This window comes from Rhizobium sp. YTUHZ044, from assembly GCF_051123975.1.
Classification (GTDB): domain Bacteria; phylum Pseudomonadota; class Alphaproteobacteria; order Rhizobiales; family Rhizobiaceae; genus Rhizobium.
The window spans coordinates 3,574,776-3,589,776 of sequence record NZ_CP101426.1; the positions used below are offsets into that span (position 1 = coordinate 3,574,776).

At 61.9% G+C, this 15,001-nt stretch carries 12 protein-coding genes and 1 pseudogene; 8 read left to right on the forward strand and 5 right to left on the reverse strand.

Annotated elements, in window-relative coordinates; genetic code table 11:
• Positions 1–57: 57 nt before the first annotated feature.
• From ruvB to NL154_RS17655, 4 genes and pseudogenes are all read left to right on the forward strand, one after another.
• Positions 58–1,098 (forward strand): Holliday junction branch migration DNA helicase RuvB, encoded by a 1,041-nt coding sequence (gene ruvB / locus NL154_RS17640; protein ID WP_184455061.1) that lies wholly within the window; start codon positions 58–60, stop codon positions 1,096–1,098.
• Entirely contained in the window at positions 1,099–2,001 is a 903-nt protein-coding gene (locus NL154_RS17645; protein ID WP_434733125.1) for a metallophosphoesterase, read from the forward strand.
• Positions 2,002–2,008: 7 nt separating this feature from the next.
• Positions 2,009–2,397 (forward strand): annotated as a pseudogene (locus NL154_RS17650) (NUDIX hydrolase).
• Between the two features lie 35 nt (positions 2,398–2,432).
• Positions 2,433–2,996 (forward strand): DinB family protein, encoded by a 564-nt coding sequence (locus tag NL154_RS17655; protein ID WP_210629923.1) that lies wholly within the window; start codon positions 2,433–2,435, stop codon positions 2,994–2,996.
• Between the two features lie 79 nt (positions 2,997–3,075).
• On the opposite strand, the gene NL154_RS17660 is transcribed toward NL154_RS17655, so the two are convergent.
• From NL154_RS17660 to NL154_RS17680, 5 genes are all read right to left on the reverse strand, one after another.
• Entirely contained in the window at positions 3,076–4,458 is a 1,383-nt protein-coding gene (locus NL154_RS17660) for a virulence factor family protein (protein WP_221146454.1), read from the reverse strand.
• A complete protein-coding gene (gene mprF / locus NL154_RS17665) occupies positions 4,455–7,058 on the reverse strand; it encodes a bifunctional lysylphosphatidylglycerol flippase/synthetase MprF (protein WP_434733126.1) in 2,604 nt (867 codons plus the stop codon). Before mprF ends, NL154_RS17660 begins: the two co-directional genes overlap by 4 nt.
• A gap of 223 nt (positions 7,059–7,281) precedes the next feature.
• Positions 7,282–9,390 carry a mechanosensitive ion channel family protein gene (locus NL154_RS17670; RefSeq protein ID WP_434733127.1) on the reverse strand — a complete coding sequence of 703 codons (2,109 nt, stop codon included), beginning with the start codon at positions 9,388–9,390 and terminating at the stop codon, positions 7,282–7,284.
• 209 nt (positions 9,391–9,599) lie between these two features.
• Entirely contained in the window at positions 9,600–10,631 is a 1,032-nt protein-coding gene (gene gnd, locus NL154_RS17675) for a phosphogluconate dehydrogenase (NAD(+)-dependent, decarboxylating) (protein ID WP_210629920.1), read from the reverse strand.
• A gap of 114 nt (positions 10,632–10,745) precedes the next feature.
• Positions 10,746–11,228, reverse strand: coding sequence for an SRPBCC domain-containing protein (locus tag NL154_RS17680; protein WP_210629919.1), 483 nt, complete (start codon positions 11,226–11,228; stop codon positions 10,746–10,748).
• 55 nt (positions 11,229–11,283) lie between these two features.
• Here NL154_RS17680 and NL154_RS17685 point away from each other — a divergent pair, with 55 nt between their 5' ends.
• The 4 genes from NL154_RS17685 (at position 11,284) to NL154_RS17700 (ending at position 14,988) form a co-directional block, all read left to right on the forward strand.
• Positions 11,284–11,607, forward strand: coding sequence for an ArsR/SmtB family transcription factor (locus NL154_RS17685; RefSeq protein WP_210629918.1), 324 nt, complete (start codon positions 11,284–11,286; stop codon positions 11,605–11,607).
• Between the two features lie 88 nt (positions 11,608–11,695).
• On the forward strand, positions 11,696–12,232 hold the full coding sequence (locus NL154_RS17690) for a helix-turn-helix transcriptional regulator (protein ID WP_210629917.1): 537 nt from the start codon (positions 11,696–11,698) through the stop codon (positions 12,230–12,232).
• Between the two features lie 98 nt (positions 12,233–12,330).
• Positions 12,331–13,314 (forward strand): NAD-dependent epimerase/dehydratase family protein, encoded by a 984-nt coding sequence (locus NL154_RS17695; RefSeq protein WP_221122995.1) that lies wholly within the window; start codon positions 12,331–12,333, stop codon positions 13,312–13,314.
• Positions 13,315–13,515: 201 nt separating this feature from the next.
• Positions 13,516–14,988 (forward strand): esterase-like activity of phytase family protein, encoded by a 1,473-nt coding sequence (locus NL154_RS17700; RefSeq protein ID WP_210629915.1) that lies wholly within the window; start codon positions 13,516–13,518, stop codon positions 14,986–14,988.
• Positions 14,989–15,001: the final 13 nt, after the last annotated feature.

Sequence of the window (15,001 nt, forward strand, 5' to 3'; positions counted from 1 at the left end):
TCGAGGCACCCGACGTTTGGTGTATTGCTGTAACAGGTTTCAAAACGGAATGAGAGCATGAGTGAGCCCGCCCGCCTGATATCGCCGGAAAAGCGGGGCGAAGATCTTGATGTGACGCTGCGCCCGCAATCGCTGGACGAATTCACCGGCCAGGCGGAGGCGCGCGCCAATCTCAAGATCTTCATCGAGGCGGCGAAGAACCGCGGCGAGGCGCTGGATCACGTGCTCTTCGTCGGGCCTCCCGGCCTCGGCAAGACGACGCTGGCGCAGATCATGGCGAAGGAGCTCGGCGTCAACTTCCGCTCAACCTCGGGCCCTGTCATCGCCAAGGCCGGCGATCTCGCCGCGCTCCTCACCAATCTCGAGGAGCGCGACGTGCTCTTCATCGATGAGATCCACCGCCTCAATCCGGCCGTCGAGGAAATCCTCTATCCCGCCATGGAGGATTACCAGCTCGACCTCATCATCGGGGAAGGCCCTGCCGCGCGCTCGGTGAAGATCGACCTCTCGAAATTCACGCTTGTCGCCGCCACCACCCGCCTCGGCCTGCTGACGACGCCGCTGCGCGATCGTTTCGGCATCCCGGTGCGGCTCAGCTTCTATACCGTCGAGGAACTGGAACTGATCGTGCGCCGCGGCGCACGGCTGATGAACCTGCCGATGACCGAAGAGGGCGCCCGCGAGATCGCCAGGCGCGCCCGCGGCACGCCGCGCATCGCCGGCCGGCTGCTGCGGCGCGTGCGTGATTTCGCCGAGGTGGCACGGGCCGAGGCCGTCACCCGCGAGATCGCCGACGAAGCGCTGACCCGCCTGCTGGTCGACAATGTCGGCTTCGATCAACTCGACAAACGCTATCTCAACATGATCGCCGTCAATTTCGGCGGCGGCCCGGTCGGCATCGAAACCATCGCCGCCGGCCTTTCCGAGCCGCGCGACGCGATCGAGGATATCATCGAGCCCTATATGATCCAGCAGGGTTTCATTCAGCGCACGCCGCGCGGCCGTGTTCTCACCGCAATCGCGTGGAAACATCTCGGAATGCAACCGCCCAAGGAGATGGAGGCTGCGCAGTTCCGGCTGTTCCAGGAGGACGACTGAGTGATCCCCCGCCGCGGATTTTTCAAGGTTCTTGGCGGCGGTTTCGCAGGCGTCATCGCGCTCGGCGGTTATGCCTTCGCCTATGAACCGCTGGCGCGGCTCGGCATCGCCCGCTACCGGCTGACGCCGCCGGGTTGGACGCCGGGGCTGAAGCTCCGCGTTGTCGCGCTCGCCGATATCCATGCCTGCGAACCATGGATGTCGGCAAGCCGCATTGCTGCGATCTGCCGCCGGGCCAATGAACTCGAAGGCGACGTGACCGTCCTGCTCGGCGACTACGCCTCCGGCATGAACATGGTGACGCAATATGTGCATTCGAGCCAATGGTCGAAGGCGCTCGCCACCCTGCAGGCTCCGCTCGGCGTCCATGCGATCATGGGTAACCACGATTGGTGGGAAGACAGGACTGCCCAGAAGAACGGCGGGATGGAGACCTTCGGGCACCGGGCGCTCGCCGACGTCGGAATCCCGGTCTATGGCAACCGCGCCGTTCGGCTCGAAAAGGATGGCCGCGGCTTCTGGCTCGCAGGCCTTGAAGATCAGCTGGCGCTGCTGTCCGGCGGGAAGTGGGGCCGCACGCGCATGCTCGGCCTCGACGATCTCGACGGAACGATAGCACAGATTAGCGACGACGCGCCGGTTATCCTGCTCGCCCATGAGCCCGACATCTTTCCGCGCGTGCCCGAGCGCGTCTCGCTGACGCTCTCGGGTCACACCCATGGCGGACAGATCCGCTTCCTCGGCCGTTCGCCGATCGTCCCCTCGCGCTACGGCAATCGCTACGCCTATGGCCATATCGTCGAGGAGGGGCGTAACATCATCGTGTCCGGCGGGCTCGGCTGCTCCATTGCACCGGTGCGCTTCGGCGTCCCGCCGGAAATCGTCGTGATCGATCTCGGATAAGCACGACATGAGCAAGCGCACTCCTATCCGCCTGACTCAGGGCGCTGCGCGTTTCAACTATCGCATTGCCGGCCTCGGCTTTCGCGATGGGCATGTGCTTGTTCATCGCGCCGTGCACGAGCCCTTCTGGATCTTTCCTGGCGGTCGGGCGGAAATCGGCGGGACGTCGGAGGAAACGCTGATTGGAATGTCCGCCGGAATTTCCCCTTTCAGCCATATGAAATCATCCATCGCGTCGAAGATGGCGACAACCATCTCGAATTCAAATGGGTGCCGACAACGCGCGCGGCCCTGACCGCGCTCGACATCCCGCCCTATTTCATCGCTGATGAAATCGAGAACCTGCCCGGGCTACAATGTCATCTCGCCTGGCGCGACGGTAATCTCGATGACTGAAAACACTCCGGAATGCTGGAAGAGGAAAGCCGCCGATGTCGACCTTCGATCCCGCCAGGGCCTTTCGCAAGCTTGCCTATAACAACGCCCTTGCCAATCACCGGCTGCTTCACGCCTGCGCGGCATTGAAGCCCGGCGAATTCGAAGCGCCGCGCACGAGCTTCTTTCCGTCGATCAAGGAGACGCTGAATCACATCATCACGGTCGACTGGTTCTATGTCGACGGCATGGAAGGCGGCACGCTCGGCTTCCAGGCCTTCGAGGTGGACGAACCCTTCGATGACGTCGAGTCACTGATGCAAGCACAGGCAAAGGTCGATCAGCGCCTGATCGACCTTTGCGAAGCCCTGACGCCGGAAAGGCTGATCTCAATCGTAAATCTCCATCGCGGCAATCGTATTCAGCAGGAGCGGATGGACGACGTGCTCGCCCATCTTTTCCAGCATCAGACCCATCATCGCGGCCAGGTCCATGCGATGCTTGCCGGCACCAGCATTGCCCCGCCGCAGCTCGACGAATTCATCGTCGCCGACGACGCGCGGTTTCGCGGCAAGGAACTCGCCGAACTCGGCTGGCGCGAAGAAAAGCTGATGCATTAAACGCATAACCCGAAATCGAAATCGATTTTGGGGTTATGCGTCAATCGAACTGTCAAAGCATACCGCAAGGCAGCAGCGCTTAATCCTGCAGACGTCTCTTCAGCGCGTCGATGATCGTCTTGGTGAGAAGGTCGTAATTTTCGTCGAAGTGATGGTCGCCGGGCAGTTCAACGACTTCAGCACCACCATCCTTCAACGCCGGACAGGCGACATCGTCGTCATCGTCCTTGCCATAGACGCACTGCACGAGCTTCGGATCGACGTTCTTCAGATCGGCGACGGGATCGCCCCCCGCCCCTTCCGTCTTCTGACCGAGCCAACCAAGAACGGAGATGACGTAGTCCACTTGGTGCGAGAGCGACAGCAGCGACAACTGCACCACCGAGGACTTCTCGGCCGGTTTGAGCAACTGATAGGTTGCGGGTACGACATCCGCGCCGAAAGAGTAGCCGACGAGCAGAACATGCTTCACCTTCCACTGCTTACGATAGAAATCGATGATCTTTGAAAGATCGCTGGCCGTCTCCTCCGGCTTGCGCTCCGACCAGAAATAATGAAGTGAATCAACGCCTACGACGGGAATGCCTTCCTTCTGCAGCGTGCCGCCGACCTCCTTGTCGATGTCGCGCCAACCGCCGTCACCGGAATAGATCACCGCCATCGTATCGAAGGCAGGCGTTGCCTCGAGCACCGCCAGCGGCAGGCCAAGCGGATTGCCGAAGGCGCCGGAAGCGGTGACGAGGTCGTCGAGCGTATCGCCGAATACCGTCTGTGCATCGTCTGTGGAATCGCGGATCTCGATCTCGGAATGGGCTTTCTGCAGCGCCTCGGCATGCGCCCGGCCGTCCTTGTCAGCCTTAGGCGTGAAGACTGATATAATCGGATCCGGCAGGGCGCCGTCGCTGAGACCATACACCGTGCGTTGGCCGATCACCTTCTTGGAAGCCGGCGTGCAAAGCTCCTTGGTCAGCGGAATGCCGGCCAGCGGATCGACCGCAAGCGTCTGACCGATCGTCGCATCCGGTGTCTGAGCCGCGATCGCCAGCGCCAGGGCCCCGCCCTCGCCGATGCCGGCGACGATCGGCAAATGATAGGCATTGTTGCCGGTCGCGCGCTGCACCTGCTGGCTCAGCGATTCAATATCCGAGACCATGTAGATGCAGCCGTCGTTGAGGCTGACGTCGTAGCGGCTGAGCGCCTGGATATAAGAGGGAAACTCGACGCCGATGACGACAGCGCCTTCGGCGACCAGCCTGTCCGCCTCGGCCTTCTCATAATCGCCCCAGCCGGCGGCATCCGAGATCAGCATCACGGTGCCCTTCACCTCCCCTTCCGGCAGGAAGATGTGCGGCGATGGGATGAGGCCGCTTTCGAATCTTTGCGTGGTTTCCTCGGCGGCATTAGCCGGTGCGGCCGCGAGCATGCAGACGCATGCCGTGGCAAGAAGGATTGTCCTGATCATTTTCTCACTACCCCTTTCAATCCGCCCCCGATCAGAAATGTCGCGTCCATCAACGCGATCATCGGATTGCCTCCTCCGGAAACCGCAAGATAGCGCGGTTGCCAGTGCGGATGAAACTTGGATTTGAATGCCCGAAGGCCTTTGAAGTTATAGAAGCGTTCGCCGTGTTCGAAGACGGTGCTGCCGATACGGTCCCAGACGGGTGCCGCTTCGCGTTTCGACATGCCGGAGAGAGGCGCCATGCCGAGATTGAAGTGCGTGAAACCTTGGTTACGCAGATATTCCATGATCTGCACGAAGAGAAAGTCCATTGAGCCCTTCGGCGCGTCCGGCGAGAAGCGCATGAGATCGATCGTGCTCTCCTCGCGGGATTCGGTGACGAGGATATTGGCGAAGGCGACGATCTTGCCATCCTTCTTGAGAATGCCGACCGGTTGCGAGGAAACGTAATCGGGATCGAAGGAACCGAGGGAGAAGCCCTTTTCCTTGGCATTGTGATGTTCCAGCCAGGCCTTGGAAACGGCGGCGAGATCATCGATAATCCCGCTCACGTCCCCGGGTTCGACCACCGCGAATTCCAGCCCGTCGCGCTGGGCTCGGCTCGCCGTCTGGCGAAGGTTCGCCCATTTGCCGCCTTTCATTTCGAAGGTCCGGAGGTCGGCCACCGCCAGTTCGCCGAGCTTGAAGGCGCGCAGGCCGGCATCGGCGCAATGGGAAAGCAGCGCCGGCGAGATCTGGTAGAAGACGGCGCGGCAGCCGGCGGCCCGCGCCGCTTCGACGAAGCGCCAGACGAGTTCCTGCACGGCACGATGATCGCCAACCGGGTCGAACAGCGCGATCCATGAACGGCCCTGCCGGCCGTACATGATGAAGGCGTCACCTTTTTCCGAAAACATGATGCTCTTGTCGCCCATGCGCACCAGATTGGCATCGGCATTGCCCTGCTTCCTGACGATCTCGATGGCACGCGTCAGCGCCTCCTCCGTCGCCGGCTCCGGCTGGAAAGTCGCCGGTCGGAGCAGGCTGAAAATGGCGATCGCCGAGGAGATGATGGTGATGCCGAGCAGAGCGCGCAGTCCCCGCGGCGCCTCGGCGGTGAATTCGAACTGCCACCAGAGTTCGTTGCTGTATTCGACATCGCGATAGACGAAGAGCAGGATGACGATGGCGCCGACGACGATGACCGCGATCGCCATCAGCCAGGACGCCGTCATCGCCTGGTTGAGCAGCGACGCATGCCGGGTGAAGAGCCGCCGGCTGACGAAGAGCCCGAAGATGAGAAACGCGAGAAAGGCAGCTTCGACAAGGGCGATCGCCTTCAGAAGCGACAGGGTCAATGCGGCAACGGCCGAGAATACGGCCACCCACCACGCGCCGTCGAGCCTCTGACCGAGGCCGCGCGCCGCGACCACCAGCGCAAGCCCGAGCAGGCTGGAGAGGAAGTGCGCGCCTTCGACCAGCGGCAGCGGCAGATAGTTGGAGAGGAATTCCAGATTCTGGTCCGGCGTCGGCGTGACGCTCGAAAACACCAGCATCACGCCGAGCAGCAGCGCCAGGGTCGACAGCAGCTGCGGCATCAGCCGTCCGCCGATACGGCGGACACTGGAGGCGGCCGGGTGGTCGACAAAACGGCGCAACTCCGCCGCCGAGACCGCGAGCACGGCGATCAACAGCGGCAATACATGGTAGATCAGCCGGTAGAGCACCAGCGAACCCAGCACCGCGTCGATATTCACCGCGCTGCCGAGCGAAGCGATGATCACGGTCTCGAAGACGCCGAGCCCGGCCGGAACGTGGCTGAGCACCCCGAGACCGACGGCGATCGCATAGACGGCGAGGAAGACCGGCCAGCCGATAGCCGTCTGCGGCAAGAGCACGTAGAGCACCGACGCGGAGGCGGCAATATCAAAGGCGGTAACGAGGAATTGGCGCGACCAGGTGCGCGAGTCCGGCAGGCGGATCGCCACGGCGCCGAAATCGAGCACACGACCCTCGCGGCCGATAATCATTACAGCCCCGAGAATGGCGATGATCGAGCCGGCAACCAGCCGGAGCAGGAACGGACTGACACCGATCAGCGGACCGATCTCGCTGGCGATGATGATGAGGGCGATCGATGCGACGGCCGCGAGCCCGAGGCCGAAGGAGAGCGTGACGAAGGCGATGATCCGGCCAATGTCCTCGGGTGAGAGCCCCAGACGCGTATAGGCGCGGTAGCGGATTGCGCCGCCCGACAGCGCACCGAAGCCGGCGGTGTTGCCGACCGCGTAGGCGCTGAATGCCGTCAGCGCCACATGCGGAAAGGGAAGCTTCTTGCCGATATATTCGATCGCATTGAGATCGTAGAAGACCAGCGAGAGGAAACTCAGCGCCGTAAAGAACAGAGCAAGCAGGATCGCGCTCGGCCTGGTCGCCGCCAGCGCTGCGACGACATCGTCATAGCGCACCTCGTTCGTGAGCTGCATGATCGCATAACCGACGAGACAGAAGACGATGAGCGTCGCGGCTGCCGTAAGCGGCGTCCTGTAACGTCTGAAAAGCGTGCGAAAAGAAAAACCGTCCGTCGCTTCCATCTCTTCCAAATTGCCGTGATCCGACATCTCGTACCTGCGCAGCTTCCAATTCGGCGGGAATCATTTTTCGAAGACGGAACATGACGGGCATATAAGCTCTATGAAGCCATGCCGACGCTACCCAACCCCGCCGCCTGCGCCTCAATCATCCTCAATTGGGGCGAATTTGCGCAGGAATACGTGATGGCACATTGCATTTTCGTAAGCTTGCGAATGCCTTGCAGCGATAATGAGGTTCAGGTGGCGGCATTCATGCAGCCGGTTCGCCGTTGGCTCGCATATGGGAGGCATAACGCGCGACGGCAGCCCCCAAATCGGCCTCGCGATCGCCCGCCACCTGCACCGTCGGCACGGCGAACTCGATGCCGTTTTCCTTGAAGGCGTTGCGGATCATCGCCAGTGCATTGCGTCGGATAACAAACTGTTCGCCGGGCTTCGTCATCATTGACAGGCGGATCTCGATCGCGAATTCGCCGAACTGCTCGACACCCTTCATCTTCAGCGTCTCGATGATGTGCGGGCCGAATTCGGGGTTCTCGAGCAGTGTCTGGCCGATCTGCTTGATCACCTTCTTGGCCTTGACGAGATCAGTGTCGTATTTGACGTTGAGGCTGATCTTGTCGATCGTCCAGTCGCGATTCAAGTTCTTCACCGCGCCGAGTTCACCGAACGGCACTGTTGTCAGCGGTCCGCGATGATGCCTGAGCTTCACCGATCGCAGGCTGAAGGCTTCGACGACGCCCTTGTGGCTGCCGCTTTCGATATATTCGCCGACACGGAAAGCATCGTCCCAGAGGTAGAACATGCCGCTGATGACGTCCTTGACGATCGTCTGGGCGCCGAAACCGACGGCAACGCCGACAACGCCGGCTCCGGCAATCAGGGGCCCGATCTCGATGCCGAGCCCGGAGAGCACCATCAGAACCGCGATGACGGCGATGACCACGGCAAGGATATTGCGGAAGATCGGCAGCAGCGTCTGGATCCGCGCGTGTTTGGCCTTCTCCTCGTCCGTCGCGGTACCGTCCAGAGGTGAATCGAGCAGCTTGCCGTCAATATAGGCTTTGACGACGTGCCAGAGCAGATCCGCCGCAAGCAGGATGACAATTCCGCCGATGACCCCGCGCGCAATCTTGTCGACCATCTTGTCGCCGGCGGCCATTGTATCGGCCCCGACGCCAAGCAGTCGACCAAGCCAGATTGCCGCGATTGCGATGATCAGCGCCCGAACGCCGCGGTCGAGCAACACGGTGGCGATGCGGCGCGTGGCAAGGAAACTCGCCTCGGTCTGCCGCAGCGATTTCACCGCGATCGTCGCGACGGCGAGCACCCGCGGCAGCATCAACACATAGATGCCGAGCCAGAGCAGCCAGTTGAAGCCGGTGACCCAGAGGCCCCAGAGCAGAAGAAAATATACGGTGAGCGCCCAGGAAATTTCGTGACCACGCTTCTCGTCCTTATGAGGCCGCGACCAGACCGCCTCGATCGCGATCAGCAGCAGCCCAATGCCGAGCATGTAACCCGCGAACAGGCGGGCACTCGGGGAAAGGCCGAGCGGCTCCATCGACTGAATGGCCGCCCAGCCGAAGATAAAGTAGATGATGAAGGTTGCAGAGCGGCGATACCAGAAGAGTGCGATGGCACGGCCCGGCATGGTCGGCGCGGGGATGCCCTGCCGCTCTTCCTCGGCCCGCGCCAGTGCGATGAGATCGACCAGCACACCGCCGAGGCAGATCGTGAAACGCTGGACGATCAGTGCGACGACGCAGACGATGGCGATGCTCTGGCTGATCGGCGGCCAGTAGAGGCTGAGCAGCGTCAGCACCGTCGCCGCCGCGAAGATCAGCGCCGGGATGACACGCGGCGCCAGATGCATGCCTGCCATCGCAGCCAGACGGCGACGGCGGCGACGGAAGGCATAGCGGGCAATGCTTTCGATGATCGCGCCCAGCAGAAAGATCGCCAGGAATTGGCCGGCCATACGCATTCGGCCGGTGGCGGCGATTTCGCCGAAAAGCAGCGAGAATGCATTGTTGATCTGCAAGGGCAGCGTCATCGCGGCATCGGAAACCATCGAGACATGACGACGGGCATGCTGCAGCAAACCCGACAGGAGAGACATCTGGTTTTCCACCGCTGTATCGCCCGCAGACGTCGCCGCCATCTGGGCCGACATCCATTGCTTGACCTCGGGCGTCTGCATGAGCTGCATCATCTCACGCACTTGGGCCGGCGGAGCGGCCGCGGCCTGCGCTTGTGCCGGCTGCGTCTGGGCAAAGCTGGGCGAAGCCGCGGAAAGAAGCACAATGAATATGCCCGATATGGCGGCCTTCAAGCCTCCTGCCCTGTCACGCTTCACGACCGCCCTCCAATCAAGTGTCGCGCTTGCACAAAACAAGGCTGACATCTTGCATTGGATACTCGCGACTGCTGCCGCCAGCAAGCGGTAGGAAAGCCGTACCGATGGCCAGTAAAGACCGCTGGCGCCGCCTACCGAGGCCGGCCGTCAAGCCCGCCATTTACGGGTGACGGTCGCCTTCTGCTCAGTGAAGGGAGTGACACTGGCCTTCAGGATTTCGGCGCCGGCTTTTCCACGTGGCCGCCGAAACCCGCGCGCATTGCCGACAGCACCTTGTTGGCGAACTCGTCATTGTCGCGCGAGGAGAAGCGGCCGTAGAGCGCCGCACTCAGCACCGGTGTCGGCACGCTTTCGTCGATTGCCGCCATGATCGTCCAGCGGCCCTCGCCGCTGTCCGAGACGCGGCCGGCATATTTCGAAAGTGCGGGGTCGACATGCAGGGCATCGGCGGTGAGATCGAGCAGCCAGGAGGTGATGACGCTGCCGCGGCGCCAGACTTCCGCGACATCCGGCAGATTGAAGTCGTATTGAAAATGTTCGGGATGGGCGAGCGGCGCGGTTTCCGCATCGGCATCGTGCGAGGCGGCGCCAATATTGGCGTGTTTCAGAATGTTGAGGCCCTCGGAATAGGCAGCCATCAGGCCGTATTCGATGCCATTATGCACCATCTTGACGAAATGTCCGGCGCCGTGCGGGCCGCAATGCAGATAACCCTGCTCCGCCGTGCTGGCCGCCGCCGCTTCGGCGGTGCGGTTTGGCGATGCTTCCGTCTTGCCGACGCCGGGGGCGAGCGTCGCAAAGATCGGAGACAGATGTTGGACGGTGCCCTTCTCGCCACCGATCATCAGGCAATAGCCGCGCTCCAGGCCGAAGACGCCGCCGCTGGTGCCGACATCGACATAATGGATGCCTTTGGTGATGAGTTCGGCGCCACGGCGGATGTCATCGTGGTAATAGGAATTGCCTCCGTCGATGACGATATCGCCGTTCTGAAGCAGCGGCACCAGGCTGGCCAGCACCTTGTCGACGATCGCCGCCGGCAGCATCAGCCAGATCGCACGCGGATGCGTGAGCTTGGAGACGAATTCCTCCATCGAAGCGCTGCCGGTCGCGCCGAGACCTGCGAGCTCAGCAACGCTTTCCGGCCTGGTGTCGTAGACGACGCATTCGTGACCGCCCCGCATCAGGCGCTGGACCATATAATTGCCCATTCGGCCCAAACCGACCATACCAAGCTGCATAATGAATCTCCTGGAAACCGAGATGAAGTATCGACTCCGGAAACTAGCACCCGCAGTGTGACAGGCAAGCAAAGTCTGGCGATGGGCCGCCGATCTCCTTCGAGACAGGCCTCGTCAAACATCCGGGGCGCTGGCCGGCTCGCCTTTCATCTCGCTGAGATACATGCCCTCGCGCAGATTGATGCCGTATTCGACGAAGGCCTTCATGCTGCAAAGCATCTGTGTCCAGCCTTCGCAGTTGAGATAGGTGCCGCGCCGGCCGGCCTCGTCCTCGCGCCAGCCGTTCTCGGCAATCGTCACCAGCGTGCCGCCATCCTCCAGCGTCTTGAAATTCATTTCCACCAGCGTCTTATACCTTGTCTTGTCCTCGGCAGTGCCGCCGTCCCAGCGAAGCACGATGCGGCTTTCCGGCACAAGCTCGACAACCTCGACCGGCGCATCCTTCCACCAGGTTACTGTCGTGCCTTGAACGAGCGGGGCGCTCGCCCCGCCGATCGTGGTGAAATAGCTGCTGAGTTTCTTCGGGTTGACGACGGCATCGAACACTTCGGCAACAGGACGGCCGATCCGGCCGGAAACGCGGATTCCGAGAGACATTGCACTTCTCCTCTTCTCCATTGTGCCTGAGGCCATTATGTTATAAAAATATAACATGTCAAGCGAATCAACCGACGACCCTGTCTTCAAGGCACTGGCGCATCATCGCCGCCGCGAAATCCTCGACCTGCTCAAGGAGGCCCCCCGCACAACGGGCGCGCTCTGCGAGATGTTTTCCGGGATGGACCGCTGCACGGTGATGCAGCATCTGAAGGTGCTTGAGGAAGCGGGGCTGATCGTCGCCAGAAAGGAGGGCCGCGAACGCTGGAACCACCTGAACAGTCTGCCGATCAAACATATCTACGACCGTTGGATCAGCGCCTATGCAGGTCATGCCCTGTCGATCCTTGATCGGCTGAGAAGCGACCTCGAAGGCTAGCCGGAACAATGACCGGCGTGAGGATCGGCTTGCCCTCCGGCCCGCCGAACTCCTATCCTGGCAAAAGAAGCGTGGGAGCTCAGTACAAATGACGATATCAGGAGCCGGCATACGCCGCATGCGGTTGCTGCGCAGCATGAAGCAGCAACACCTCGCGGAACTCCTCGGCGTCAACCAGGCGACCGTTTCGCGCTGGGAGCGCGGCCAGCTTGATCCCTCGCCCAACCAAGCCGTCAAGCTGGAACGGATTTTCGCCACGCCGCAACATGCTGCGGCCGATGCGGCCTTAAAGCGGCTGGTCGAGGATTCCGTTCGGTCTGTGCATCTGATCTGCGATAGCACGCATCGGCTTCTGTCTGCTTCCCGACCGCGGCAGGCGGAATGGCGTGCACCGCTCGGCGCTTTTCTCGGCCGCTCTCTTTTTTCCTACGCCTCCGCCGAGATCGCCGCCGCCGAACTGTCTCTGGAGGAGCGCGGCTGGCATGAGGACAGGCTGCTATCGTTGACCTTCGATACCGGCGCCAACGGCAATGTGCGCCTGCCGATTACCCCGGGCCGCGTCACTTGGGAGCGGATCAGGCTTTCCGATGGCACCGCTGGCCGCCTCGTCACCACAATCCGCTGAGCCTGCAGCCTTCCTGCATGCCCATGCATAATTTATGCGTTGTCCCACGACACCGGTCTTTATAGCATCCGCCGCCAACGCAGTCAGGAGACGACGCGATGACGATATTGGTGACGGGAAGCGCCGGCCACCTCGGCGAGGCGCTGATGCGCAGCTTGAGAGCTCAGAGCCGGTGGGCGCGCGGCATCGACATCAAGCCTTCGGCTTTTACCGATATGGTCGGCTCCATCGGTGACCGCGGCTTTATCAGGCGAGCGATGTCGGGCATCAGCCAAGTCATCCATGCCGCCACGCTCCACAAGCCGCATGTGGCGACCCACGGCAATCGCGATTTCCTCGACACCAATGTCGGCGGCACGCTGAACCTGCTCGAAGAGGCGACTGCCGCGGGCGTTGCAAGCTTCGTCTTCACCAGCACCACCAGCGCTTTCGGCGCGGCGTTGACGCCGGCGGCCGGCGAGCCCGCAGCGTGGGTCACCGAGGACGTGCTTCCTGTCGCGAAGAATATCTACGGCGTGACAAAGCTCGCTGCCGAAGGAATTTCGGAACTCTTCGCCCGCAAATCCCGCCTGCCTGTCGTCATCCTCAGGACGTCGCGCTTCTTTCCCGAAAGTGATGATGATCCCGAGATTCGCAACAGCTATTCGGCGGGAAATGCGCAGGCCAACGAGCTGCTTCATCGCCGCGTCGATATCAGCGACGTGGTCGACGCCCATTTTCTGGCGCTCGAAAAAGCGCCGGCAATCGGCTTCGGCCGCTATATCATCTCGGCCACGACGCCCTTTCTACCGGGCGATCGCGCAGAGCTCAGGCGTGATGCGCCTGCTGTCGTCGAGCGGCTGTTTCCAGGTGCAAACACGCTTTACGCCGAACGCGGCTGGAAAATGTTCCCGACGCTCGATCGCGTCTACGTCAACGAACGCGCAAGGCGCGAACTTGGCTGGCGGCCGCGCTATGATTTCCGCTTCGTGCTCGATTGCCTGCGCGAGTGTCGCGAATGGCGAAGCCCGTTGGCGATCGATGTCGGCTCCAAGGGCTACCACGAGGAAGTATTCGCCGAAGGACCCTATCCGGTCGATTAGGGCAATGAGCTGATTGCAGGCTCCGAGGGTGTCATCCAGTTATCACGATCCCATCCTAGACGTTTAGCCGGGATAGGGGCGAAATCCGGGTGTGTTCGGTTCTGAGGAATCGATCCCAAAGCCGAGGAATGTCATTCGAAACGGTGTCCAGCTTGCGGGCGGGAACCGTTGCAGGAACGCTTTTGACCGAGAGGCTATTTCATGAAGAACGTCAGATCATATGCATCGCGGCTGTTCGCCGCAGTTTTCGCAGCATCCGCCGCCATTCCCGCCTTGGCAAGGTCGGAGAATTCCGCCACTTTCGTCAATAAGGGCCTGGTCGGCGTCGGCCGCATTCCGGCCAACCAGCGCGACAAATTCGGTGAAACCTTCGGCTCCGGCTCCGGGATGGCGATCGACCCCGCCGCCTGGACTCGGGATGGCGCCAGCTATAGGGGCACGCTCTACCTGCTGCCCGACCGCGGTTACAATGCCGCCGGCACTGTCGACTACCGCCCGCGCCTGAACACCCTTTCGATCATTCTGACCCCGACAGCGCCAGGCGCGACCCCCGAGGCCGGCAATGAGCAATCGGGCGTCGAGGCGAAACTCGTCGAGTCCATGCTCTTTGTTGACGACAAGGGCGCGGACACGACCGGTCTCGACCCGGAATCCGGCGTCCGCGCCGCTGCCGGCAACTTCCCGCCGCTGCCGCAGGCGGCGAACGGCAAGATCGCCCTCGACGATGAGGCGATCATCCGCATGGCCGACGGCACTATGTTCGTCAGCGACGAATACGGCCCCTATATCTATCGCTTCTCCGCCGATGGCCACTTGCTTTCAGCCACCCAGCCGCCCAAGGCGCTTCTGCCGATGCGCAAGGGCGCGCTGAGCTTCGCTTCAAACAATCCCGGTCCCGGCGGGTCCGCTCCCGATCCGAAGGACCCCGAAACCGGCCGCCAGAACAACCAGGGCCTCGAAGGCATGGCAATGACGCCCGACGGCAAGTTTATCGTTGCCGTACTGCAGTCGGCGGCCCGCCAGGACGGCGGCGATTCCGGCTCGACCCGCCAGAATACCCGCGCCATGATCTATGACGCCGCCGATCCCGATCATCTGAAGCTGGTGCATGAATATGTCGTGCCGCTGCCGATCTTCAAGGACGCTAAGGGCAAGACGACGATCGCCGCCGAGAGCGAGATCGTCGCCCTTTCCGACAAGACCTTCCTGATGCTTGCCCGTGACAGCGGCAACGGCCAGGGCGTGAAGGGCGACACGTCTCTGTATCGCAAGATCGACATCGTCGACCTATCCGCCGCAACCGATATCGCCGGCAGCGATTTCGACGCCGGCAAGGCGGCTGCACCGAAAGGTGTCCTCGACCCGTCGCTCACACCGGCTACGCTGACACCGTTCATCGACCTCAACGACGAGGCCGAGCTTGGCCGCTTCGGCCTGCACAACGGTGCGCCGAACGACAGGAACGATCTATCGGAAAAATGGGAAGCGATGGGTCTGGCAAGTGTCCTCGACACGAAGCTGCCGGACGATTACTTCCTGTTCGTCGCCAACGACAACGACTTCTTGACGCAGGATGGCTTCCAGGTTGGCGCAGCCTATAAGGCTGACGGCGGCGCCGATGTCGACACCATGTTCCAGGTCTTCCAGGTGACGCTTCCCGGCTTGAAGAAGTAACTGCGCGCCACGA